Here is a 24,678-nt window from a genome sequence, read left to right on the forward strand (position 1 = left end):
TAATTTCAAAAAAAACGAAAAAAAATCACTTTTCTGTCGTATCTTTGCCAAAAAATAATGCCAATCCAACTTTTTTGCAAAATGAAATATAGTTTTGTATTTTTTTTCCTGATTTTTGCCTCGTGCGGGGTTTCAAAGAAAAAAATGTTGCCTCCTGAAATTGACAATCAGGCATATAGTCTTCCAAAAGTAACGTTACTTGCCGATACCTTATTATATACCGAAAATGATTATTTATTGAAAAATAAATTTGGCATTTGGGAGGTATATCTCAGCGGAAAACCCTACGCAATGGGATTAAAATCAGGAGCTTTAACCCAAAAATTATATCAACGTCAGGATAGTTTGTTTTTTGAAAAAGTAAAAACATTTATCAGTTCGGAGAAAAAAATTCGGTTTTTACATAAATTTATCCGCTGGTTTAATCGCGATGTGAATAAATATGTGATAAAACCCTTTCGGGAAGAACTTTTGGGGCAGTCAATGTATTCTGACTCGGTTTATGATTTTGTTGCATCTAAATATGAGCGCAGTTTGTACTTGCATTCGGCTCACGACATTGGTCACGCTTTGCAGGACTTGATGCTGGTAGGTTGCTCATCATTAGCCGTTTGGGGGCAAGAATCGGAAGACGGGCAGCTATTGATTGGTAGAAATTTTGATTTTTACCTGTCTGATGATTTTGCTCGGGAAAAAATTATCAGGTTTGTACAGCCCGATTCAGGAATTCCGTTTATGTCATATGCTTGGGGCGGAATGGTTGGCGTTTTTTCAGGAATGAACCTTGACGGACTCACGGTGAGCATCAATGCCGGAAAATCAAACCTGCCGATGAAGGCAAAAACACCGATTTCATTGGTAAGTCGTGAAATTTTGCAATATGCATCAACCATTGGTGAAGCGATTGCAATTGCCAAGAAAAAAGAAGTTTTTGTTTCGGAATCAATTCTTGTCGGGAGTGCCAAAGACAATAAAGCAGTAATTATTGAGATGTCACCTAAAAAAATGGATGTTTATGAGCTAAAAAATACATCAAGATTGATTTGTACCAATCATTTTCAAGGAAAAGTGTATCAATCGGATAAAAATAATCAAAAACAAATCAAAAAAACACATACTTCTTATCGTTTTGATAAAATTCAAGAGCTTATGAACGTTGAAAAACGATTAAATCCTGAAAAAATGGCTAAAATCTTACGAAATACAGAAGGATTAGATGGAAAAAAGCTCGGATACGGAAATGAAAAGGCATTGAATCAGCTTTTGGCACATCATTCGGTTATTTTTCAACCGGAAAAGAAATTGGTGTGGATTTCTACAAATCCGTATCAATTGGGTGAATTTATTGCCTATGATTTGAATGAAATTTTTAAAAAATCAAGAAAAAAAGAATTTTCATCAATGCTTATTGATAGTTTAACTATTTCAAAGTCAAATTTTTTAAAAACGAAAGCCTATCAAGATTATGAAAGCTATCGGAAGCTGGAAAATAAATTTGAAAACGATTTAAAACAAAAAATCACCACACCGGAAGCCGAAATGACCTTACTTTGCCAATTAAATCCGGATTATTGGAAGGCGTATTATCTCTGTGGAAAAATATATTACGAACAGAAAAAATATCATCTTGCCAAAACTTTTTTTGAGAAATCATTGCAAAAAGAGATTCCGTATGAGAAAAATAAAGAAATGATGGTAAAATATATCCGAAAATGTGCCCGAAAACTGAAAAAATAAGGTTTTGGGTTCTATTTGAAGTGAAAAATAGGTTGGAATTAGTTATTTTCTTGTAAAGTTTGATACAAAAGGCTGTTTTTTCCTAAAATACTCAAACAAGTTCGTGCCGCACCGATGGTTACGCCTAAAAGTCCGTGCATATTTACAGTTTGTCCAGTTAAAAACAGATTTTTGACGTGTGTTTGCGGCAAAATAAAACTCTCCATCGGGTTATCGGCTTGTTTTTGGTATCCGTAACAACTTCCAGCTTCAATTCCTATATAATCGCGGTATGAAAGTGGCGTTGAAGTGTATGTTTTGAGAATATGCTTGCGAATGTCAGGAAATTTTTGTTCTACGGCATCTAAAAGCAATTCGGCGTGTTGTTTTTTGAAATTTTCATATGCTTCGCCCCTGCAATTTGGATTTGCTTTGGTATTGAAGGTATGTTCCCATTTTTTTACGGAATCGTAGTTCATATAGGTCAAAATGGTAATGCTTTCAGCAAATTTTTGGTTTTTTTCTGAGGAATAATTCATTGAGAGCATATAACTCAACGGAAAACGTTCCGACGGGTAATTTTCGGCTTGCCAAACACTTTTTTCGTTGGCAAACCAATATAAATTATGTGAAATATACGGAAAACTATCGGGTTTCATCACCAAATGCAACGAAAAAGCGCCGCTAATGGGTTTTAATTGCTGTATTCGGTTGTAAAAAGCCGGTTTGAAGTGTTCTTTGCCAATATGGTTGAGGGTGGCTTTTACATCAATGTTTGAAATAAAAATATCGGCAAAATATTCTTTTCCATTACGTGTACGTACTGAATAAAGCTGTTTTTCACGGAAATTAAACGTTGTTACTTCGCTGTGTTTGAAGATATTTCCGCCTAATTTGCGTAATTCTTTTACAAGCAGGTTCGTAAGCTGTGAGCCGCCTCTTTTAAATCGGTATGCACTTTCAATATATGAATTTATAGTTAGGGCGTGCACGTACAGAGGTGTTTGAGGGGAAATTCCGCCATATAAAAATCCGGAACCCAAAAGTACGGCTTGCAGGGTTTTGTTATCGGTTATTTCGTCTAAAAAATCTTGTATTTTATGTGAAAGCGTTTCGATGTTATAACTTCCGTCGGGTTTGAAACGATACAACGGAAATTTATCACAGATTTCTTGCAGTTTTTGGGTGTATCGTTCCAAAGTTGTTCTTTCTTCGGGGAAAAAATCGATTAATTGTTTGATAAAATTGTCGTAACCTTGTGCGTGCGGGTATTCAACTTGCGGATTATCACCAAAACAGATTCGGTCATATCCGTCGGTATTTAATTTTTGAATTTTAAGTTTATCGATGATTCCCAGATATTTAAAATATCTATATAAAATCTGATTTTCATCAAGACTCCCAACATAATGAACACCGGTATCAAAAATGATTTTATCACGGACAAATGTTTGTAAATTGCCGCCGTATTGGTTGTTTTTTTCAAGAACGCACACTTTTTTGCCTTCTTTGGCAAGCATTATGGCAGAAACCAAACCTCCAAGACCGCTTCCGATGATGATAACGTCGTATTTTGTGTGCATTTTGTTTGTTTTGATGTGTTTTTTTGTTGTTTTTTTAGGTTTTTTGTGAAATTACAACCGAATGCAATGTTTTTCGTTGATGTTTTTCTGTTTTTTGTCAGAAATAATGATTGTGTCAAATGTAATTTCATCAGGAATTTGCTTTATGTACGTCAATTTACGAATGCGTGTGATATAGGACTGCCGGGCGACGGCTCGTTTGTAATCATCGGCAATTACAGTGATAATTTCCCGTTTTGGGTGAGTCAGGAGCAACAAAAAATCAGTTTGCCCGTAATCATCGGCAAGATGCAAAAAACGCCCTTGTTGTGGTAAATTTTGATTTAGTTTGTGGTATTTTTCTTTGTTCTTGGCAAAATCATTCATAACACAACGCACTATGTAAGGTTCTTTGTATAAGAAATTTAGCCATAATTTATTTTTCAAATAATCGGCGTTTTCAAGTCCTTTTCGCAATTGATAAAAACGTTCGCGGTAAAACGCAAGGATTTTTTTGGTTCGTTGGCTGTACGAGTTTCCAAAACGCTCATCGTCAATGGAAATGGGCGTATCGGCAATTACGGTAATAGCGCCATCGTAGATAAAAAAATCATTTTTGGGTTGCACTTCCGAGTTACCGTGAATATATACGGGAACGATGGGCAATCCGAAGGTTTCGGCTATGTAAAAAGCACCTTTGTGGAAGCGATAGATGTGGTTACTGTCCGAGCGTGTTCCTTCCGGAAAAATCATTATTGAAATGTTGTTATCGATGTTTTTGCGAAAAATATCCATTCCGTTTTCAATGCCTTTGGAAGCCGGAAAAAAGCCAAGTGAACGAACATATTTGCCGAAAACAGGCGAATTATACACCCAATCATTAACCATATAACTAATTCGGTGTGTGAGCATTCCGATAGCCAAAGTGTCGAGCCACGAGGTGTGATTGGCAATAATTACGGACGATTTTTCAAAACGTAAATTATGCGGATTGATGACTTTTTTCTTCACAAACGGATTGGAATAAAGCACCGAAGTAGTAGCTTTGCTCACTACCCGACGCAGTGTTTCGGTTCGTTTCGGAAAGAAAAAAAGCAAAATTTTACTTATGTAAGATAATATAATTGAGAAAGTTACGTAATACAATGTGGAAAAAACAGTGAGTAACACAATGCGTAACGTTACGGGCGAGCGGCCTTTTTGCGGGCGTGAAAAAATAAACCACCTAAAAACGGTCGGGTAAAATACAAACGTGATAACCAAAGCCGTAAAAATGCCGATAATCGAAACCAGCGCAATGGATTTGAGTGCCGGATGCTTGGCAAAAATTAACGCTCCGATTGCCAAAAGCGTAGTTATGGAAGCCAGTAAAACAGACACTTTGTACACCGGAAGTTCGTTTTTACCAGTGGTGTAATCCTTTTGTAGGGCGCACGTCATAAAAATGCTAAAATCAACCGAATGCCCAAGCACTAACGTACAGACAATCATACTGAAAACATTAAATTCAACCCCAAACAAATTCATAATTCCGGAAGTTACGACGCCCGTGACGGTAATTGGAATCAGCGTAAGTAACACAAGCTCAATGCGACGGAAAAACAGCAACAACACAATGAAAATGGCGACGGAAGCATACGTTACAAGGCTTAGGAAATCATCTTTTAGTTTTCCTAAAAAAGTTTCGTTGAGTTTTTTTCGGTCGATAATAATAGCAGAGGTCTGGTTTTCAGTGTTCTGTATGAAATTTTGTTGTTTATCGGCACTAACTTTCACCAAATTAGAGATGGTGTAAAATCCGTTTTGTTCGGTGATAAAATCTTGTAACGGAATGGAAGAGAGACTTTTATAATCATCGATGTTTTCAAGTGTTTGATAATCAGTTTCAAGTGATTGAAAGAAAGACAGATACGTATTTTCTTTAAAACCAACATCTTTTCCGATGGAAATCAGTGCGTTTTTCAGCTGAGCTTTCCGATTTTCGTTCCAAAATAAGTGCCATTGGTCAATGCGTTTTTGTTGTTCTGATTTTGGAAGAATAATATTTCCTAATGAACTGAATTGTTGTATTTTACCTTCTTCTTTTGATGAAGAAAGTATTTGATAAACTTGCTGATTTTGAGTTAGGGCTTCATCCAACGAATTACCGTGAGCCGTTACATAAACGGATTTTAACTTGCTGTTTGTGAGCTGTTCCAGTTTATTTTGCGCTTCTTGATACAACGGATTAACGTAATTAACCTTTGAAATATCGTTATTAAACTGCACTTTGCTGAATGTGCATAAACTGATGCAGATTAAAACGATACAACTGATAACCAGATATTTATTTTTATGAAAAGGATATTTTCCGAAATGGTCAATAAGCGTTTGGCGGGTTTGGATTGTCGCGTTTTTACGATACAACTGCGGAATGAAAATCAATGCCAAAACAGAAGCAACAAGAATCCCGACGGCGGCGAAAATTCCCAAATCATTCATCACTTCCGAATGGACAAACAACAGACATAAAAATGAGATAGCCGTAGTGATGCTGCTGAGCATAATAGGTTTAGTAACAGATTGATACAGCTCCGTGTGGTTTTTAGCTGTTTTGAGATGTGTTAAAATATGGAGCGAATAATCAACGGTTACACCCAGTAAAACGGCGCCCAAACTGATTGAAATAGCTGAAATTTTTCCTTTGAATACATACAAAATTGCCAATGCCGAGACAACCCCCAGCACAGAAGGTATGAAAGCGATAAACGGCACCCAAAAACTTTTGTAAAAATAAGTTAAAACCAAGTACAGAATAGCCAGTGAAATAATCACAGTTGTGAAAATGTCGGTTTTGATTTGTTGCGAATTGCTTATTGCGATAAACGGAGCTCCGAAAATTGTGCAAGTAGCAGATTTGCTGTATTTTAAATTGAAATTGCTTTGTAGTTTTTCTAATTTTTGAACAAATATGGCATTGTGTTCAGTGTCGTTTCCGTGGTATTTCGGGTTGATGAAAAATAAAAGATTTTGCTGGTCAAGTGTGGTTAAGAATCCGTCTGTTAGTTTAAAATTTGAATCAATATTAAGTTCTTGTAGTTTTTTTAATCCGTTGAATGTTAGTCCAAAAGGGTCTTTTCGAATAAAATTTTGTGCAACTATTCCGGTAGGGGAGAGCATCGTTTTGTAATTTGAAGTAACAACACTTCTTAAACTGTCGGTATTTAACTTATTTTCAATGTTTTTATAATCTTTTTCATTTAAAAACAACGGAAGGTTTGAGTTTATAAAGTTCCAAGTTTGCTCAATGTTGTCATCAGATACAATTCCTTGTATATCAGTGATGTATTCGTTCAACTGTGAGGAAATACTGTCGCGTAGTTCACCGGCTATTTGTTGTATTTCACTTAATGTTTCGCCTTCCTTTTTGGTTATGATAACCGAAATTTTGTCGGCAAAATTTAATTGTTTAAGCACTTTTGCCGTTAGCGTAGTTTTCTCATTTTGAGGAAGAATTTGCGTAATGTCTTCTTCAAAACGCAGGCGCATTGTCAACATCACGGCAATAACGCCCCAAATCGCCAATAGTATGAATGCGAGATACTTATGTTTTGATATAAAAACGAAAATTTTGTTTAACATACCCAATGCGTTAGGTGTGCAAAAATAACAAATAATTGTTAATTAGGTGGTTTATGTTTAGAGTTTTTACGACTTATTTTTAAAAATAAATATGTTAAACTTCCTAAAAATGAAGCAGAAACAAAAGCCAGAATTAAACTTCCGATGAAGTATTGCAAGAGGTGATTTTTGACAAATTCGGTCGTAATTTCCGACTTTTCAGGAAGAATTGTGCCCCCGACAAAAAAGGCTCCGATTTTTAAAGAACCGATAATGATAATGGGAATCATTGGCGGGATACTTACATTTGAAAAAAGAAAAGCCAAGGATTTATTTAAGCGAAACAATACGGCTAACGTAATGGTAATCAGTGTTTGAAATCCCCAAAAGGGAGCAATCCCACAAAAAGTTCCCAGAGCCACCGATAAGGCTTTTACCTCATCAGAAGCGTTGCTTTCCAGTAAATCTTCTTTAATGAAGCGTTTTAGACTTTTTTTTTTAGGTTTCGCAGAAAATTTCGCGGTTTGATGTAAAAAACGGCAATCAAAACCAAAAATGTATTTAAGATGCTGATGCGGGTAAAATCCTTTAAAGGACGAAAATGAGAAATGCGTTGTGAAGGGTCGTATAACACCTTGATAGGCACATTTTTAAGGGATATTCCGTTCCAGCTTGTGCGTACCAGTACTTCAATTTCAAGTTCAAATTTTCCTGAAAAATATTTTTTCGGCAATGATTTTAAAGGATATAGCCGATAGCCTGATTGGGTATCAGTCAGTTTTACACCAGTTTCAAAATGAAACCAAAAATTAGAAAATTTATGTCCGAAACTGCTTTTTTTTGGAATATTTTCCTGATTCATATTTCGGCTTCCTATCAGTAAAACGGGCGAGTTGTTTTTTTCCAATTCATCAATAAAAACAGGAATGTCTTCCGGATAGTGTTGCCCGTCCGAATCAATGGTAAGAGCGTACTCATAGCCCATTTTTTCGGCGTATCGAAATCCGGTTTTTAAGGCATTTCCTTTTCCTTTGTTTTTTTGTAACGATATGATTTTTATGTGATTATATGTTGAAAGAATTGAAGCGGTTTCATCAGTAGAGCCATCGTTAATTACAATAATGTGGTTTGTAAATTGCAAAACTCCGTCAAGCACCCCGCGCAAAGTTTTTGCGTTGTTGTAGGTGGGAATGAGAATGCAAATTCCGTGTTTTTCTATTTTTGTGGTAATAATTTGGCTCATTTTATGGTAGTTCGTTTTTCTTCTTCTGAAAAAACTTTTGAGATTTTTATGTATTCACAAATATATTTTTTTAGCTTACTGTTTTGATTGTCAATGTTTTCAATGATATGTTTTTTATCTTCGTCAATGTTTTTGTGATATGAAACGATTTTTGGTAAATTTTCCTGTATGCTCAGTCGAATGAATCGGAGTTCAATATCATTCGGGTTTGATTTTATGGCATTTTCAATGATGTTTTTACCATCTTTTAACAATTCAATTTTGTTTTTACTATATTTGGCATAAATCATTTTAGCCGCCCCAAAATAGGCTAAATTTATTGGACTTTTGCTTTGATTTTCTTCCGTTAGTTGATAAAAATTGGAAGCATTTTCTTTTGATTTATAGGATTTTATATAAAGTTCCTGAACAGATTCCGTTTTTTGAGCGCTTGCGGAAAAACAAAACCATAAAAGTAAAAATCTTAGCATATTTGGTATGTATTAGTGAGTTTTAAAGCCACCGTGTCATTAAACGATGAAGTGTTTTTAACAATCACAGTATCAGTGTTTTCTGTGATGTCAAAAGCCAAGGTTACTTCGGGAGTTATTTCGGGATTAATCAATGCCATAAACTTCACGTTCGCGGTTTTTGAAAGGAATAATTTTTTTTGCGTGATTTCTTCTGTTATATTTTTGATTATCTGTAACATACATACTCCGGGGGTTACCGGATTATCAGGAAAATGTCCTTTAAAAATTTCGTGTTTTTCATTCAAACGAATTTTGTATTCATATTTGCCTTCGGCAAGGTGTGTTTTGTCGATAATTACGTAAAAATCGTTTAGCATAAATTATATTTTAGTTAAGATAATTTTAACATTTAATGTATGATGTTGAATTTCGATATTTTCGGTGTGCAAATCGAAAGCAAAAGTAGTATATTTTTTTGATTTTCTGGTATTTATTTGTTTGAAAATCTGTTGTTGCTCATTTTCAAATAAATAACTGTAATTGTTGTTGTTCTTACATTTCCAAACAATTGATTTTGAGTTGGTAAATTTTTCATCACAGACAAATTCAGTTGTCAGTAAATTTTGAAAATCATTAGCCAATGTATTCACAATGATTTTTTTGTTTAGATTTTCTTGTATGTAATTGATTTTTAGTTTTTTATTGATAAACGAAAAATCGAAAAGCGTGTTTCCGAAATCGGTGGTTAAGGCTACACGATGGGTGTTTGCATCAAGAAGTTTCGCGGCAAGAATTCCGCTGAATGAGTTTCCGTAAGCCGAAATATTGGCTCGGTAAAAATATTCTGACCCTATTTTAAAATGGTTATTTTCAATTGTTTGATAAGTTTTTTCAGTTTCGTAATTTCCTTCTAACTTAAAACTTCTGCAACCAATCAGCAAAAAAAACAAACTAAATGCGAAAAGCCTTATCATCAATTTTAGTGTTAATTTTTATGTTTATAAAAACAATTTCAGTATAATCCATTGACGGCTCAATGAGTTTAACTTTTTCAACAAGAGCATCATCCGTGAAAAATAAGTGAATTTCGTTTATGTATTTCTGCAAGGTTTTATCTTTGGGTTTTAATTTGGCGGTTGTTTTTTTATTTGATTTCCATAATGTTATGTTAAACTCTTTTTCGTTAAACATACTTCCGCTGATTGTCCCAACGATTAAATGATTGATTTTTTTGAAAATCTTATTATCGGCTTTTATGTGTGATACATTTCCTTGGGCGTCAATGGTTATGTTATCTTTTTGAAAAACAATTCGATAGCTATAAGGTGTGGTGTATTGCCAGTTTAATTTGTCGGGTTTCAAAAAAGCCATTTTTCCGGAAGTTTTGATGTCTTTTGACATAAAATCAAGATGCTTTTTTTGCTGAAAATCAGCCTCGATAGTGCTGACTGTTTGGTTTTTTGCCAGCAATTTGGCTTTAAACTGTTCAACTTCCGATTGGCTTAATTGTTGCGCCAAAAGAACAAAATTTGTTAAAAGTAGAAATATTGAGAATATTTTTTTCATTAATTCAGATTTAAATCAGTGGTTATTTGATAATTATTTTCTGTTAAGTACCGCAATAATCGTTCCAAAATATTTAGAGTGTGTTGATTTGTGTCGTGCATCAGTATGATATTTCCGTGTGAGAGTTTGGAAATAATGCGTTTAAAAAGGGCGTCTTCATTTTGGATAACCGTGTCGAGTGAACGAATATCCCAACCGACTACCTTCTTGTTAGTCAGCTTGATAGCCTTTCCTATATGGGGATTGGTAATGCCGTATGGCGGACGGAATAGCTCGGTGTATATGCCTAATTTTGCCAGAGCCGCATCTGTTTTTTCAATTTCTTTAATAAATGTTTTTGTCGAGGCAAACGTATTTCTTGGAATATGGTTAAAAGTATGATTTCCAATTATATGTCCCTCATTTTGAATGCGTTTCACTATTTCGGGATATTTTTCAACTTGCCTGCCTATGCAGAAAAAAATTGCTTTTGCGTTAAACTTTTTAAGTGTATCCAAAAATCTGGGAGTCAGTGTTGTAGCTCCGTCGTCAAATGTTAATATAACGGTTTTTTGAGGTTTGTTTTTGATGTAACAAGTGGTTTTTACAAAATATGACAGACGAATATCGAAAGCGCCCCAAGCGGTCATTACCAAAAAAAACAAAAAAACAGCAATGTAGGCATATACAGGAAAGCTGTATATGTAACAGATTATCAGTGAAGTAATGGAAAAAAAGCTAATTAAAAAATGCTTTGACATCACCTTATTTTTTTATGCTTTTTTGAGTAGCGTTAAGCTATGGTCTTTGCCTAAATATTGATTGTATAGTAAAATGTTTTTTACGGGTTTACTGCAATTATGTTGATTGACAAATTTTAATGATACAGGTATTTTGTTTGTTTTCAGTATGTTACAGGCTGTCCACATACCAAAGGCTGATGCGGTATAAAATTCGCCGCTTAAATGTTTATAAGCCAAAACTGGGGTGTTTGTAACCGTTTTTTCAAAAGCATCGAAATGGATTGTATCATTTTTGTTTCCGTTTCTTCCGGAAATGACCAAATCAATGTCGTTTGTTGTTAAGTTGTTGTTGTTTAGAAAGTTATGCGTAAAATCACTCACTTCCGAAGCATTAAGATTATTACAAAAAGTGGTGTCGATTAATTCGGCGTATGAGTTTTCATTTTTTTTGTTTGAAAGGGCAAAAAAAGTAGCGCCTTCTGACAGAACTACACCGCCGGTTTGTGGGTTTAAAACAGAATCGGGGCAATCTTCTTTTCGTTTGATAATCTGAGCCAATTCATACAAAAACAACGTGTGAGGGCTATGTTCGTCCACTCCGCCAACAAGTATGTTTTCCATCAAACCTTGTTCCAACTGCATTTTGGCATCAAGTAAGGCACTTTCAAATGAGATAGCTCCATTTACATACGTGAAATTCAGTCCTTTACATTGTAGGTTTAGTGCAATTTGCCCTGCCACTGTATTGTGAGTGGATTGGATAAAGGCAGTAGGGGTGAGGTGTTGCTCGTCGTTGTCAAGAAGAGCTCTGAGAAATTTTTCCGAATCTTGTAAACAACCCATTCCCGTGCCGACAATGATGGCTTCAGGGGTTTGAATTTCAGCTTCTTTCAGGGCATTTAGTCCTGCTACAATGCTCATTTTCACACCTTTTGCCATACGACGGATAGCAGCGGGCGGTATGTATTCTTTGTAGGCAGGTTCGTTTGCACACAGCACGTTATGCTGCTCGTGATCAGTTATTTGGGTTAGAAAATCCCCTGAAAATGTCGGTTGTGTTGAGATGGCTGAAAGTCCGTTGATGTAAGTCTTATTCATTGTAGGGCTTTGTTGTTTTTCAGATTATGGTTTGGAAAAAATCAGTGTGGAACAATTCCCTCCAAAACCAAAAGAATTTGAAAGTACGTGCTTGATTTTCTTGTGTTTAACACGTGTTTGCGGACGTATGCTAACTTCTTCCATAGACGAATCATAGTTTAGGTTCGGAAAAATGACCTCGTGTTGTAGGGCAAGCACGCTAAAAACCGCTTCTACCGAAGAAGCCGCTGCCAAGGTGTGCCCGGTAAATGCTTTGGTTGAACTAAAATCGGGAGTTTGGCTTTCTCCAAAAATTCGGATAAGTGCCTTACTTTCAGATAAATCATTGTTTAATGTTGCCGTTCCGTGCGCATTTACATAATCAATGTCAGTGGGGTGTAATTCAGCTACTTGTAAGGCTTTTTGCATCGCCAAAAAAGCACCTTCTCCGTTTTCGGACGATGCCGTTTGGTGGTAAGCATCATTGGCATTGCCCCAACCCGAAATTTCAGCAAGAATCGTTCGGTTGTGCTTGCGTGCATTTTCTTCCGTTTCCAACATTAAAAAAGCTCCTGCTTCACCTAAATTTAATCCTTTTCGTTGACTATCAAAAGGTTTGCAAGCGCTGTCGGACAAAATCATCAGCGAATTAAACCCGTTGATGGTAAATTTTGAAAGGGAATCAACTCCGCCGGCGATAAGGCATTTGGCTCGCCCTGTTCGGATTAAGTTCAGAGCGATAATGATGGCGTTTGCCGATGAAGAACAAGCCGTACTCACGCCCGTAACGATGCTTTTTAGGCTGAAATAATCGGCAATTTGGTGTGTTACTTCCCCGATATTGTGTGTGGTAATGTATCGGCGGATGCTTGGGTCGTTCTCGTATTGGTAAAAATACCGTTCGGTCATATCCATTCCCCCAACGCTCGAAGCATTGATGAACCCCAAGTTAGGTATTTCTTTTTCAGGAATTTGAGCTTGTTTCAGGGCTTCTTTTATGGCAAGAATTCCCAATAAGGAAGTGCGTGAGTAAGCATTATTTTCAGCTACGCCAAGTTTTTGGGCGAGTTGCCGATTTGTAAGTTTTATTTCGCCCACTTTGATATTGTTTTTATGTAGCGTGTCAATATTTTCAATGGTTGAAATCCCTGATTTGTAATTTGTTAGTGAATGAAAATTTTCTTCAACCGACATTCCGATTGAAGAAACGATTCCCATTCCTGTTATGACCACTTTGGGTGGCATACTTATTTGGTTCTGTGTTTTGAAATGTACTCGGCCATTGTTTTCACGGAGTGAAAAATTTCCCGTCCTTCTTTGGGGTCAGAAAGTCGGATACCGTAGTTTTTGTCCAGTAAAACAATGAGTTCAAGCGCGTCGATGGAATCCAACCCCAAGCCGGCACCCCCGAAAAGCGGGTCGTTGTCATTGATGTCATCAACCGAAACGTCCTCCAAGTTAAGTACTTCTATAATTTTGTTCTTTAGTTCTAAAATTAATGCTTCCATAATTTAAATCCAATAAAAAATCTGATTTTGCAAAAGTATAAAATTAATTGTCAATTGCCAACTAAATTTAGCTCGGCTTTGTAATCGGGGGTTAAAAAATCAACCCAACCACAGAGTACTTTTTTTGCTAATTTATTGTTTATTAATATTTTAGTGTAGTTTTCAAAAAAAACTTTCGGGTGCTTTTCAAAAATAAAGAAAGCGTTTTCGGTCTGTAATTGATGTCGGATACTAATTTCACCCAAACAAATATTGGGCAGGGTGTACACAAACACGGCCGGACTTGGATAGTAATTTTCGCTGTCATCAATTGATTCTTGGTGTTTGATGTCGGTGTCTAAACTAGCTGATTTATTGGCAAATACAAGAGCGATGTCTTTTTTTTCTTCTTGCGGAAGGTTACCCAGAATCACTTCTGATGCTAAGAATGCCAATTTGCTTAAATTATCCATTTTAAAAAACTTCGGATAGTTGATTTGCAGTGCTTTATAGGCTTTTTTTGAAAAATCAGCAAAAGATAAATCTTGTTCGGAAAAGATAATGGTTCCGTTGTGTGATATTGTTCCGTTTTCGATAATGCAATGTGCCATAAGTATTTGATTTTTAGTGTAGTATTTCTCCGACTAAGGCAGTGTTACAACCACCGAAGCCCGAAGCTGTTTTTAAAAAATACCGAATGTTTTTATCAGTGGTATGTTGGGCGACCTGTATCGGTTCGGGCACCCCTAATTGGCTGAATCCCGCGCTTTTGAGTATTTTTCCTTGTCGCGAAAGTTCAAGGGTTAAGAGCGTTTCAAGCAAGCCCGAACATCCTAACGTATGTCCAAAATATCCTTTGTAACTATTTACAGGAGTGTGTAGCAATTTGCTGCGTGAAAAAGCGATGGCTTCCATTTGGTCGTTGTAAAGCGTTGCCGTGCCGTGTGCGTTGATGACATCAATTTGGTTGGGCGATAATCCGCTTTGTTTGATGGCATTGTTGATGCTTTGAAAAAGCCCTTCGCCCGTGCGTGAAGGTCCTGAGATGTGATTGGCATCATTGATGGAACTATCACCCAAAATAAGAGCTTTACTATTTTGATTTTCAGTTGTTAATATCATTGCGGAAGCAGCTTCGCCCAATGTGATGCCGTCGCGATTTTTGTCGTATGGTTTACAAGGTTTGCTGCTCATCGCCTGAAACGATTGAAACCCCGATACTACAAATTCCGAGATTTCATCTCCGGCTATAACAATCACAGCATCATATAGTTGGCTTGCCAGCAATCGTTTTCCAACTGAAATAGCCATTGCCCCTGAAACACAGGCATTTGAAATAACAATCGGCTCGGTAACAACTCCGATGGCGGTGGCAATTTTTTGTGCCAAAACAGATAAGTAAGGCAAGGATTTTTGGTCGCTAACATTCAGATTGTCAATATTTCCTTTGGTGGTGGAAAGGATAAAGGCAGTCCGTTTTGTTATGGTAAAACTATCCAATAAAGGGCAGATTGCCAAAAGAAGCATTTTCTCCAAACGTGAGAAATTACCTTGTAGGTTTACTGCCGAAAATGCCTCGCAAATGGTGTCATCGTCTATTTTTGACAGATAGAGATTTTCAAGCGTTCCGAATTTTGCAAATTGTTGAATGCCGGATTTTTCGCATAACAATGCTTCTATATTATTTTGTAAATCAAACCCCAAAGGCGTAACGCAGTTATAGTTATAAACAAAACACATTGTTGTAAGTTGCTTTTTATGTTTTAAAATAAATCGTATTATGAATGGCTTAAAAAACGCTCTTTCCAACGTTGGTAAAAATCAGGGTTGTAGAGCGATAAACTATTGTTGGCAAGTGCGGTAAATACCTGAACGGTTTCACCTGTGCATACCAACTCATCATTTTCATTGTATATGAAATATTGGAATTGCATTTTGGCGGCTGCACACGGAACGTATTGAGTTTCAATACGAATAACTTCACCATACTTTACCATTTTTTTATGTTCACATACGGATTTCACGATGGGAGTTGCGTATCCTTCGCGTTCAATATCCAAATACGCAATGCCGTACTTTCTGCCGAAGGCTTCCCGTCCTTCTTCAAAATATTTGATGTAATTGCCGTGCCATACGATGCCCAGCGGGTCGGTTTCGTTAAAGCGGACACGCACTTGCAGCGAAGCGGTAAGTGTGGGCGATTTATCGGTTTCTTTTTCTTTTTTCATAGCTAATAGCGATAAGGATGCAAATTATTGTAAATGCGAATAATAATCCGATTTTTGGAGCGATAGCCAACAAACTGCCCTCACGAAGCAGAATGTCGTAAAAAGCCTGTAAACCCCAATTCATCGGTGATATGTTTGAAATGGTTTGCATAAATGCGGGCATTGCAAAAGTGGGTATCCACACGCCACCAATGGCAGCCAAAATAACTGTGAGTGTTGCGCCAACGGGAGCCGATTGTTCCTGTGTTTGTGAAAAGGTTCCCAAGAGAATACCGATGCCGATGGCTGCCAAACCTGATGCCGTTGCTACAAGCGTGAGTAACAGGGTTTTTCCTTCAATATCAAGCTGAGCCAATCCAAGTAACGGAAAAATATAAATACCGACAGCTACCATTAAACCGAATTGTAAAATACTTATAATCAAAAAGGTAATGGCTTTTGCTGTGATGAGCATTCCGTAAGATAATGGCGAGGTAAAAAGCCGAAGCGCCGTACCTTGCGTTTTTTCTTTTACAATATTGGTTGATAAAGGTATGACAATGAAGAAGATAGCGAATAATGTCCACGCCGGAACGTTATGTTGTACCGAGTTGGGGAGTTGGCTGTCATTTACGGCTTTCGGGTTAATTTCGGTAAATGTGATGAGTTGGGATTGTTCGCTCAACGGATTTTCAGTGCCAAGTTCTTCTTCAAAGGCTTGATAAATAAGCTTATTTTCAATGCGATACATCATTTTGTCGATGGCATTTTTTATGTTTTCCTTGAACGAAAGCTGCACGGTTGGGTCAAAATACAATTTAATTTCTTTGGTAACCGATTCGGTAACACCGATTGGGGTTTCTTCACCCGAAAAAATGCTTACAATTTGCTGAACCTTCTGGTTTACTTGGTTTTGTAAATCAGCGGATAAATTCGGCGGAATCACAATCGCCATCAAATAGTTGCCCGAAAGTACCTGTTCACGAGCGGTTTGTTCGTTTAGGGCAATTCCGTTGTGTTGGGTGTATATGTCAAAAAAACCGCTTTGTTGTAAACTTTCCTGAATGTTTTGCGTGAGAAACCCTTGGTCGTTATCGGCAATGGCGATGGCAATGCGTTGTTGGGTAAGGTTTCGGTAAGCGCCGTCTTGTATTAACGTGATGGTGATGATTAAAATCAGCGGCATTACAAACAGAATGATAAGCCCGCCAAGGTCGCGACTCAGCAGTAAGGCTTCTTTACGAACGGATTGTAACAACTTATACATCAGCATTGTTATTAGCGGTGAAATGAATGAAAACTTCTTCCAAATTATTGGTTTGTGTATGGCGAATTAATGCTTCGGGCGTATTTTCGGTAAGCAAACGACCTTGTTGTAAAATGCCCACCCGATGGCAAAAATTTTGGGCTTCTTGCAAATGATGTGAGGTGTAAAGCACCGACATTCCTTGCGAGTTCAGTTCGGATAAATAATCAATAATGATGCGTTTTGACATCACATCAACCCCCACGGTTGGCTCATCTAAAAACAAAACTTCGGGTTGGTGTAAAATGCCGGCAAGCAGGTTGATGCGGCGTTTCATTCCGCCTGAGAAATGTTGTATCTTTTGGTCAGCCACTTCTGAGAGTTCCACTCGGGCAAGGGCTTTGTTGATTTTATGATTAAGTTCTTTGCCTTTTTGTCCGTACAAACTTCCAAAATATTGCAGATTTTCACGTGCAGTGAGGGTGGGATAGAGGGCATATTCCTGCGGTACAACGCCCAATTTATAACGGATTTCATTGGCATTGTGCCGGTATGTTAAGTTGCAAATACTGAAATTGCCCGAAGTAGGACGGATACTGCCAAACAAAATTGAAAGCAAAGTGGTTTTTCCGGCTCCGTTAGGACCTAAAATGCCGTATATTTCGCCCTTGTGTACCGAAAAAGACACGTCTTTCAAAGCAAAATCGGTTGCCGAGACATATTTTTTGCAAAGATTGTGTATGATAATGCTGTGTTCTTGCGCCATCATATCAATTAATTTTTGGACGATACCTGTGTTTTTAATTTCTTAAAGAAAGCCTTTTCCCGACGCGCAATGCTTGCCAATTGTTTGGATAAATCATTGTAAACATCGGGTTGGTTACTTCGATTTTTATACACCCGTGCAATGCTTACGGCAAAATCACGCCACGCATCGCCTATGTCGGTAATTTCAGCCGATAAGTCGCGCAGTGTTTCGTTGTGTAAAACGGTGGCAGCTTCTTGCAAAAAAGCTCCGTAAATAAACCGAAAACCACCGCCTCCGGTACCGATTTCTTCCTGCATACGAATCAGTTGTGCCAAATAATGGTTGGTAACTTTTGCACCGTGTTTTTGATACCAACGCGGAATGTGGCGACTTACCCGCTCAATGGCTTTAACCCCCACGATAGGCACGGGTGAAAGCATTGTACGGCAAGTATCTTGAATGCCTTTGCGAATAGCGCGTTCCAACGGAAAATTTTTAGGCAGTTCAACGGGGTAATACATATGTCCTTTCGGAGCTAAAACGCCTTGTGCGAAACGCACTTTTTCAAGTTGATGCGCTGTTAGGCGGGTAAAATTGGGCATTACCGGGTCGCTGATGAGGTATTCGTCGCCTTCTTTTCCGTAAACCACGAGATTATGACCGTTAAAATGAAAGCGGTATTCGTCAGGGAAGTATTCCAAATGATATACTCCTACTTGCAAGCCCACCGGTTTTCCTTTGCTTAAATGTGCGTCCAGTGCTTTTTGCGCTTTATCTGTAGATGAGAATCGCAATCTTTTTATTTTGAAATTCAGACGTTTGGCTACTTTTGAAAAGATATGACCGGGCATCGTTCGGTAACTAATGGCAGGAGCTTGATTTACACGCAAAAGCGGAAAATAAAAAAACAACAAACCTGAACCAATGCCAAACACCATCGGTTCACTCAAAGGCAAACCGCAGTGCAACAGCAAGTTTGAAGCCACACCGTTTTCACAATGCGCCGATTGTTTATGTTGAAAATCAATGGTCATACTAATTATTTATGTTTATTCAAAAACAAGGGGTTTTTCAGTTCGTCAACGGTTATGTCAAAAATTTTAGCATATTTGCGCAATGTTTTTTCTGAGAGTTGAGTAAATACACCGGGTTTTGCGTGTCGTTTCACAATCCACTGCCAGCGGTTCATATAACCGGCAAGGGTTTTCCAGTCCATTCGGCATAGTGTCATATAGTACACCACGGGGCTTTTTTTGCCTTGTGCCACTAATTTTTCGGCTTCTTCAATTTGTTCTTCAATGTAGCGTAATGATTCTTCAAGTGCTGCACTTTTCACGCCCCAACCCGAACTCAGTTCGGTTGTGTAATTGCCATTGTCATCGGTGGCATAGCACAGTTCCTGAATGCTTCCGAGCGCTCCTTTTTCCTGAGGTACATCACTTTTTTTCATATACTTAATTCTTTGATAAACAGATTCATTTCGGCTGAAGCCAGTAGCGTGTCGTTATGGTAGGCGTTGCATTGCATTCCGCAGAGGCTGTATCCTTCGGCATCGTAGCGTGATATTTGTTCGGCATCGGTGCGGATAGTCTGCAATACTTCTGGTAATTGATTGATATGCAATGATTTGATAGCGCTGATGTAGCCTATGATGCGTTTGTTGGGGTCGCTATCCGTAAAATAAAATTGCCCCACAACGGCAGAGCAGGTTTGTGCCATATTTTCAATTAATCCGGATTCACAAAGGTGGTTGTTTTCAACAAAAATACAATCTTCTGCGACAAAAAAAAGTGTTTTGATGTCAGTTTCGCTAATCTGTGTAATCGTATCAACCATTTGCATTGGCTGGCGATGCGGAAGGTATTTTTGTATGGCTATGTTCATCTTTGGTTTTGAGTTATTTATCTGTTGTGCAAAAAGTTATTTGGCTAATACGGTTTTCATTTCACCGGTGGCGATGCATTCATCGTTTATGAACGAGGTGATTTTCACTAAGGTAACATCCATAAATTCTTGTATGATTTCCGTTTCGGTGCGTACTGATTCCCCTATGCGCGGGCATCGGTGAATGTGTATGTTTTTGATGGAACCGATGTATCCGGTGGGTGCCGGCATATTATTAACGTAATAGCCGTAGCCTTTGTGTAGAGCGATGCTTTGTGCCATATGCTCAATAAGTCCGGATTCGGAAAGTGATTGATTATCAGTAAACAGATTTTCTTCGCTTATGGTTAGTCCGGCAATGATGCTGGCGGGCGAATAATCCCAAACGGAATCAACCATTACCATCGGGAAACGTTGTGGTATTAAGGTTTCGATGATTTTACAATCTGTTATCGGAGGTGTTTGCTTCATACGGATTTATTTTTTTAGCCTAAACATTTGTGAATAATCAATTAAAACTCAAAAGCACTACACAACACGAAGGAATGCGTAAGTGTATGAAAATCTGCCGCTTTCAGGTACGGAAAGCAACAAGGTATCGCCTTTTGAAAGTTTGCCCGAGTTCATCAATTCTTCCACCATTAAATATGCCGACGCTGCCCCAACGTTCCCCACTTGGGTAAGGTTTAAAAACCATTGTTCCATCGGAATATCAATGCCTTGCTTTTTGAGTTGCTCGTAAAGTCGCGTTTGGAAGTAACACGATGAAATATGAGGCAGGAAAAAGGTGATATCATCAGCGGTAATGTGATGTTTATCCATCGTAGTACGCATACTTTCAGCACCTTTTTCTAATATATTGTCATTTAATAGTTTAACATCTTGTTTGATTGAAAAAACCGATTCGGTGAGCCACGCTTGTGCGGGGTAATCACACCAAGGTTTGATGCTGCCGTCGGCAAGTTTATCACCTCCGGCATACATACAGGTTTCCAGTTCGTGTGCGTACGAGTAGGCGTCCATCCATTCTATTTTTAAAGCGCCTTTACGCGGTTTGTTTTCAAGTAAAAAAGCACCGGCGCCATCAGAGAGCATAAAACGTAAAAAATCTTTTTTGAAAGCAATGATGGGCTGTTCTTCTAACTTTTGAAGTGCTTGAATTTCAATGTTATACTTATCAGCTTTGAGCCAAGCCGATACGCGTTCCGAGCCGGTGCAAACGGCATTGGAACTGTTACCCGATTTAACGGATAAATACCCGAATTTCAGGGCATTCATTCCGGAATTACACACTCCCGACGATGAATTTAATTCAACTGATTTTCTTCCTATAAGCCCGTGAACCATTGCGGCGTGTGAGGGCAATAGGCAATCGGGCGTGGAGGTTCCGCAAGAGAGAACTTCAAGGTCGTTCGGCGTAAAATCGGCATCAAAGAGCGAATTTACGGCAAGTCGGGTAAGTTCGGCGTTGGTGTGCGTGGGATTTCCGTTGCTGTCAATGGCGTAATAACGGGTTTGTATGCCATTATTACGCAACACAATACGCTTGGCTTTGGAAGTTTCGTTGTTGATTTTGCCCAAAAAAGTTTCCATTTGCTCATTGTCAACAGCGGCATTGGGTAAAAACTTTGCTGATTTAGTAATATAAACTTCGTTCATAGTGATTATTGGCATAAAACCATTACAAAAACTGTTTAAAATGGTTTAGTTTTCTGAAATTTAGGTTTTTATGTTGTTTTTAGCGATCCAAAAATAAAAAACTCGGGCAAAGATAATCAATAATTCCGAAGAAAACACACCTATGAATTGTTTTACGGAGAATTAATTTTATATTTGTAACGTATTTTTCAGGTAGCTAACAACCAAAAAACGATAAAAATGATTAATAAACGTTTGTTAATAAAGAACTTACTAGGTCATAGTGATGAAAATAGTTTCTATGACCGCAAACGTTTTATTGATTGGAGTAGTAAGGAAGGAAAAGCCAAATTTTTGAAAATCGTTTGTGCTTTGGCAAATTCCAATCCGCAGAATAAAGCCTTTATAATCATCGGGGTAGAAGATGAATCACGTGAAATTTTGGGCGTAGATTTTTTTGATGACAGCCGTATTCAAAATTTGATTAACGCCTATTTGGAAAATCCGCCGGTGGTGACCTATGAAAATATTATTTTTCCTGATTTGCCTGAACATAAGGTAGTTGGCTTGGTAATTGTCGAATCGTCACAAAAAATTTGTTCGCTTTCAAAAGGCATTTGGAAATATCCAAAAGGAACGATTTTTAAACGCGAAGGAAGCAACAGCAAAATACAAGACGCTGACATTCAGTTGAAAAATTTAAATGCCGAGGTGGTCGGGCAAATTGAAAAAGCATCGAGCAACAACATCAAACACACTTTGGACGGAGTGATTGATTTTATCAACCATCGACATAAAGATTTAGATGCACATTATCAGGTTTTTAGAGAGCAATTTGTGCTTTGTTGGGCAGGAAAACCAATTGCGGTTGATACCAAAACGCTTTACTCACGCGTTGATATTGAGCTGATTAACGAACAAGTGCGTTTGTTTTTTTCGGCTTTGGATCGGGTTGAAATCCGCATTGAGGAAAACGCTTTCCGTATTGTTGAATATATTCACTTAACGATTGAAAATGAGCAGAATTATTATCCGTTGGAGTCTGTTTTGATTGAATTTTTTAACAATGGTACTTATAAAATAGAACAAAATCTTATTTTTGCACCGCCGTTTTATGACGATTGCACCGTGTGCAGGTTTTGGGAGGAAAATAGTGCTATTTTGCGGAAAATTATCGATAACAAATCGGTGACAACCGCTGAAATTGAAAAAATCCCATTATTGCTTTCTTCCCTTTTGATTTGTTATTTAAACGGTTATCCGGAAGTTAAAAAAATGTTGGAAGAAGCACGCTTTAAATTAAAAGAAATCGACCGAACATCATACGATGCACTCAAAGCCACGCTTCGCATTTTACGAAAATTAAAATACAATTATAATGACTGAACTCACAATCAGCAAGCGCCGAACTTTGGTGATTGGCGACATACACGGGGCTTACAAAGCCTTAATTCAGGTACTTGAAAGAGCAAACATACAAAAGAACGATTATATTATATTTCTGGGCGATTATGTGGACGGATGGAGCCAAACGCCACAAGTGCTTGATTTTCTGATTCAGTTTAAAATGCACTATAATTGTTTGTTCCTCAGAGGAAATCACGATGCCCTTTGCCTCGATTTTTTAAAAGGCAAACCAATGCAACAAATGTGGTACTTTCACGGCGGAGACGCCACTGAAAAGGCGTATCAAAACATTTCGGGCGAGATAAAACAACGGCACGTTAAATTTCTGGAAAGTCTGACCAATTATTATTTAGACGGAAAAAACCGGCTTTTTGTACACGCCGGTTTTACCAATTTGCGTGGGGTTGATTTTGAGTACTTCCCTGAAATGTTTTATTGGGACAGAACTCTTTGGGAACTAGCGACTTCCGTTGAGGTTAAACCCAACCATCGCAACTTTCCGGGGCGTTTGTTGCTCTACTCCGAAACGTTTATCGGGCATACGCCAACCACCCGTTTAGGTTCTGATAAACCACTGAATGCCAATAATGTATGGAATATTGATACCGGTGCTGCCTTCAAAGGGCGCATTACTGTTATGGACGTTGACACCAAAGAATATTGGCAAAGTGACCCCGTCTTTCAGCTATATCCCGATGAAATAGGGCGAAATAAATAAAACGCTGTAAATACGCAATTTATTGCGTATTTTTTTTTACGTATTTTTTTGGTGGATACGCAATAAATTGCGCATTTTCGGAATTGTTTATTTCGTTTATTGGGTTTGGTCTGTATGATTCCAATAGATGATTGTGGCAATATATCCCGTGATGCTTGTCAGCAGTAAAATGGCGTAGCTCAAATTATTGAGTGATAATTTGTATTGGATTGCCACACCGCTGTAAAGTCCGGGTACTGCCCACGGAAAATAAGCCCCATAACCCGTTGCGGCAATTATTTGTGAAAAGACTAATGTTATTACAACAAAACCCAGCGGCGCCAGATAGCCCTTCCCCCAAAGTGCAAAAAAAGCAATCGGAACACTCACTAAAACAGCTAAAAAAGTGGTGATAAAGTAATCGATTAGCAGTTGTGCCAATGTGTTTGTACTTGCTGGAGGAAGTTGCAAAAGCATACCGAAGACAAAAGCAAGTAACAAATTGGACAGGACGAGCAATAAACACCAAAAAAAACAGACCATAAATTTTGCGTTTAAAATGGTTGTTCGCGAGGTAGGGAGTGCCAATAAATCTTTTGCCGTTTTATCCGAATATTCACGACCAAAAATCCAACCGATTACAAAACCGAATACCAAAACCCCGCCAATGCCTACGGCTTGCGTAAGAATACCGATATACGATTCCCAATTTGCTTGAAGATTCATAGCTTCGGCTTTGACAATCAAGGCACTTGCTTTTGCCGACATATCGCCGTTTTGCATAACAAAAATAAAAACAGCTCCCATAACGGGTGCTATTCCAAATGCAATGAACGTAGCCCAAAGGATTTTTGCGCGTTTTATTTTTATCAATTCTGCCTCAATGGCTTGTATAAGTTGCTTCATTATTTGTAATCGTTAATGGTTCGCAGGAAAAACATTTCCAAATCTTCCGTAAATAAAAAGATTTGTTTTGGAGGAAGTCCGCATTCGGTCAGTAGTTTTGAAATGTGTTCGGGATGCGCAACGGCTTGCGGACTTGAAATTTCTATTTCGTCAGTATTGGTTTGTACAGCCGAATAATTTGAGTTTTGCAGGCAATGAAGTGCTTTTTGATTATCGGTTGTTTGTACTAAAATTTTTTTGATGATTTGGTTTGATAATTCGGTTGTTGTCAGTTCTTTAATAAGTTTTCCTTCGTGAATAATGCCGATGCGATGAGCAAGTTTAGAGATTTCGCCCAGTATGTGACTGGAAAGAAAAATGGTAGAACCTTTTTGGGCAAGCTCAATTAAGAGGTTGCGCACTTGCACAATGCCTTCGGGGTCTAATCCGTTAATGGGTTCGTCTAAAATTAATAGTTTTGGTTCGTGTACCAGTGCTTTGGCAAGTCCTAACCGCTGTTGATTTCCGAGTGATAATGCTT

The 24,678-nt window shown here is 37.9% G+C and carries 25 protein-coding genes and 1 pseudogene; 3 read left to right on the forward strand and 23 right to left on the reverse strand.

Annotated features, from left to right (window positions below; translation table 11 throughout):
* The first annotated feature begins 81 nt into the window (after positions 1-81).
* Positions 82-1,737: a C45 family peptidase gene (locus tag Q4D72_RS05395; RefSeq protein WP_303076566.1), complete on the forward strand. Its 1,656-nt coding sequence runs from the start codon at positions 82-84 to the stop codon at positions 1,735-1,737.
* 38 nt (positions 1,738-1,775) lie between these two features.
* On the opposite strand, the gene Q4D72_RS05400 is transcribed toward Q4D72_RS05395, so the two are convergent.
* The 21 genes and pseudogenes from Q4D72_RS05400 to Q4D72_RS05500 form a co-directional block, all read right to left on the reverse strand.
* The gene (locus Q4D72_RS05400) at positions 1,776-3,299 is read right to left on the reverse strand and encodes an NAD(P)/FAD-dependent oxidoreductase (RefSeq protein WP_303076567.1); all 1,524 of its coding nucleotides are present in this window, start codon (positions 3,297-3,299) and stop codon (positions 1,776-1,778) included.
* A 51-nt stretch (positions 3,300-3,350) separates the two neighbouring features.
* Positions 3,351-6,899 carry an efflux RND transporter permease subunit gene (locus Q4D72_RS05405; protein WP_303076569.1) on the reverse strand — a complete coding sequence of 1,183 codons (3,549 nt, stop codon included), beginning with the start codon at positions 6,897-6,899 and terminating at the stop codon, positions 3,351-3,353.
* Positions 6,900-6,937: 38 nt separating this feature from the next.
* Positions 6,938-8,121 (reverse strand): annotated as a pseudogene (locus tag Q4D72_RS05410) (DUF2062 domain-containing protein).
* Entirely contained in the window at positions 8,118-8,591 is a 474-nt protein-coding gene (locus Q4D72_RS05415) for a hypothetical protein (RefSeq protein WP_303076570.1), read from the reverse strand. Before Q4D72_RS05415 ends, Q4D72_RS05410 begins: the two are co-directional and overlap by 4 nt.
* Positions 8,585-8,950: a 3-hydroxyacyl-ACP dehydratase gene (locus tag Q4D72_RS05420; RefSeq protein ID WP_303076572.1), complete on the reverse strand. Its 366-nt coding sequence runs from the start codon at positions 8,948-8,950 to the stop codon at positions 8,585-8,587. The genes Q4D72_RS05415 and Q4D72_RS05420 overlap by 7 nt, the downstream gene beginning before the upstream one ends.
* A gap of 3 nt (positions 8,951-8,953) precedes the next feature.
* Positions 8,954-9,547 (reverse strand): hypothetical protein, encoded by a 594-nt coding sequence (locus Q4D72_RS05425; RefSeq protein ID WP_303076573.1) that lies wholly within the window; start codon positions 9,545-9,547, stop codon positions 8,954-8,956.
* On the reverse strand, positions 9,525-10,139 hold the full coding sequence (locus Q4D72_RS05430; protein ID WP_303076575.1) for an outer membrane lipoprotein carrier protein LolA: 615 nt from the start codon (positions 10,137-10,139) through the stop codon (positions 9,525-9,527). The genes Q4D72_RS05425 and Q4D72_RS05430 overlap by 23 nt, the downstream gene beginning before the upstream one ends.
* Positions 10,139-10,879: a polysaccharide deacetylase family protein gene (locus tag Q4D72_RS05435; protein ID WP_303076576.1), complete on the reverse strand. Its 741-nt coding sequence runs from the start codon at positions 10,877-10,879 to the stop codon at positions 10,139-10,141. The genes Q4D72_RS05430 and Q4D72_RS05435 overlap by 1 nt, the downstream gene beginning before the upstream one ends.
* A 12-nt stretch (positions 10,880-10,891) precedes the next feature.
* On the reverse strand, positions 10,892-11,959 hold the full coding sequence (locus Q4D72_RS05440) for a beta-ketoacyl synthase N-terminal-like domain-containing protein (RefSeq protein WP_303076577.1): 1,068 nt from the start codon (positions 11,957-11,959) through the stop codon (positions 10,892-10,894).
* Between the two features lie 24 nt (positions 11,960-11,983).
* Positions 11,984-13,183, reverse strand: a complete 1,200-nt coding sequence (locus Q4D72_RS05445; RefSeq protein WP_303076578.1) for a beta-ketoacyl synthase — start codon at positions 13,181-13,183, stop codon at positions 11,984-11,986.
* 2 nt (positions 13,184-13,185) lie between these two features.
* Complete coding sequence (locus tag Q4D72_RS05450) at positions 13,186-13,446, reverse strand: phosphopantetheine-binding protein (RefSeq protein ID WP_303076579.1); 261 nt, start codon at positions 13,444-13,446, stop codon at positions 13,186-13,188.
* Between the two features lie 50 nt (positions 13,447-13,496).
* On the reverse strand, positions 13,497-14,036 hold the full coding sequence (locus Q4D72_RS05455) for a 3-oxoacyl-ACP synthase (RefSeq protein WP_303076580.1): 540 nt from the start codon (positions 14,034-14,036) through the stop codon (positions 13,497-13,499).
* A gap of 13 nt (positions 14,037-14,049) precedes the next feature.
* Positions 14,050-15,165 (reverse strand): beta-ketoacyl synthase N-terminal-like domain-containing protein, encoded by a 1,116-nt coding sequence (locus tag Q4D72_RS05460; RefSeq protein WP_303076581.1) that lies wholly within the window; start codon positions 15,163-15,165, stop codon positions 14,050-14,052.
* A 38-nt stretch (positions 15,166-15,203) separates the two neighbouring features.
* A complete protein-coding gene (locus Q4D72_RS05465; RefSeq protein WP_303076583.1) occupies positions 15,204-15,653 on the reverse strand; it encodes a thioesterase family protein in 450 nt (149 codons plus the stop codon).
* Entirely contained in the window at positions 15,628-16,899 is a 1,272-nt protein-coding gene (locus Q4D72_RS05470) for an ABC transporter permease (RefSeq protein WP_303076603.1), read from the reverse strand. The genes Q4D72_RS05465 and Q4D72_RS05470 overlap by 26 nt, the downstream gene beginning before the upstream one ends.
* Positions 16,892-17,647 carry an ABC transporter ATP-binding protein gene (locus tag Q4D72_RS05475; protein WP_303076584.1) on the reverse strand — a complete coding sequence of 252 codons (756 nt, stop codon included), beginning with the start codon at positions 17,645-17,647 and terminating at the stop codon, positions 16,892-16,894. The genes Q4D72_RS05470 and Q4D72_RS05475 overlap by 8 nt, the downstream gene beginning before the upstream one ends.
* Positions 17,648-17,652: 5 nt before the next feature.
* Complete coding sequence (locus Q4D72_RS05480; RefSeq protein WP_303076586.1) at positions 17,653-18,660, reverse strand: BtrH N-terminal domain-containing protein; 1,008 nt, start codon at positions 18,658-18,660, stop codon at positions 17,653-17,655.
* Positions 18,661-18,665: 5 nt separating this feature from the next.
* Positions 18,666-19,076 (reverse strand): hypothetical protein, encoded by a 411-nt coding sequence (locus Q4D72_RS05485; RefSeq protein ID WP_303076587.1) that lies wholly within the window; start codon positions 19,074-19,076, stop codon positions 18,666-18,668.
* Entirely contained in the window at positions 19,073-19,510 is a 438-nt protein-coding gene (locus tag Q4D72_RS05490; RefSeq protein ID WP_303076589.1) for an acyl carrier protein, read from the reverse strand. The genes Q4D72_RS05485 and Q4D72_RS05490 overlap by 4 nt, the downstream gene beginning before the upstream one ends.
* A gap of 36 nt (positions 19,511-19,546) precedes the next feature.
* Positions 19,547-19,981 carry a hypothetical protein gene (locus Q4D72_RS05495; RefSeq protein WP_303076591.1) on the reverse strand — a complete coding sequence of 145 codons (435 nt, stop codon included), beginning with the start codon at positions 19,979-19,981 and terminating at the stop codon, positions 19,547-19,549.
* Between the two features lie 57 nt (positions 19,982-20,038).
* Positions 20,039-21,169, reverse strand: coding sequence for a beta-ketoacyl-ACP synthase III (locus tag Q4D72_RS05500; protein ID WP_303076593.1), 1,131 nt, complete (start codon positions 21,167-21,169; stop codon positions 20,039-20,041).
* A 219-nt stretch (positions 21,170-21,388) separates the two neighbouring features.
* On the opposite strand from Q4D72_RS05500, the gene Q4D72_RS05505 reads away from it, so the two are divergent.
* Entirely contained in the window at positions 21,389-22,534 is a 1,146-nt protein-coding gene (locus Q4D72_RS05505; RefSeq protein WP_303076595.1) for a DUF5929 domain-containing protein, read from the forward strand.
* The gene (locus Q4D72_RS05510; protein ID WP_303076597.1) at positions 22,527-23,273 is read left to right on the forward strand and encodes a metallophosphoesterase family protein; all 747 of its coding nucleotides are present in this window, start codon (positions 22,527-22,529) and stop codon (positions 23,271-23,273) included. Before Q4D72_RS05505 ends, Q4D72_RS05510 begins: the two co-directional genes overlap by 8 nt.
* Before the next feature lie 96 nt (positions 23,274-23,369).
* On the opposite strand, the gene Q4D72_RS05515 is transcribed toward Q4D72_RS05510, so the two are convergent.
* Both Q4D72_RS05515 and Q4D72_RS05520 read right to left on the reverse strand, forming a co-directional pair.
* Positions 23,370-24,158: an ABC transporter permease gene (locus Q4D72_RS05515; RefSeq protein ID WP_303076599.1), complete on the reverse strand. Its 789-nt coding sequence runs from the start codon at positions 24,156-24,158 to the stop codon at positions 23,370-23,372.
* A partial coding sequence (locus Q4D72_RS05520) for an ATP-binding cassette domain-containing protein (protein ID WP_303076601.1) occupies positions 24,158-24,678 on the reverse strand: 521 nt, incomplete at its 5' end. The genes Q4D72_RS05515 and Q4D72_RS05520, both read right to left, overlap by 1 nt.

Source organism: Capnocytophaga sp. (genome assembly GCF_030532915.1).
Lineage (GTDB): Bacteria > Bacteroidota > Bacteroidia > Flavobacteriales > Flavobacteriaceae > Capnocytophaga.